2 tRNA genes are annotated in these 318 nt (G+C 46.5%); both read right to left on the bottom strand.

Features of this window, described 5'->3' with window-relative positions:
• Nucleotides 1–113 precede the first annotated feature (113 nt).
• Nucleotides 114–188, bottom strand: a tRNA-Gln gene (locus BA1_RS18335).
• A gap of 20 nt (nucleotides 189–208) precedes the next feature.
• A tRNA-Glu gene (locus tag BA1_RS18330) sits at nucleotides 209–280 on the bottom strand.
• Between the last annotated feature and the right edge of the window lie 38 nt (nucleotides 281–318).

Here is a 318-nt window from a genome sequence, read left to right as displayed (position 1 = left end):
GAAAAGGTTTAAGCATGAAAAACAATAACCATCAACCCTCTTATTCAAATTCAGATGCTCTACCAACTGAGCTAATGGCTCATCTGCTATGCAGAAAAACATATATATAAAAATGGCTGGGCTAGCTGGATTCGAACCAACGCATGACGGAGTCAAAGTCCGTTGCCTTACCGCTTGGCTATAGCCCAACGAATCAAAAAACAAAACATGACCCGTACGGGATTCGAACCCGTGTTACCGCCGTGAAAGGGCGGTGTCTTAACCGCTTGACCAACGGGCCATATGATCGGCGGATAAGGAGGGACTTGAACCACAGCG

It is taken from the genome of Bacillus xiamenensis, assembly GCF_000300535.1.
Taxonomy (GTDB): Bacteria; Bacillota; Bacilli; order Bacillales; family Bacillaceae; genus Bacillus; species Bacillus xiamenensis.
This window is presented reverse-complemented; position numbering and strand designations above follow the sequence as displayed.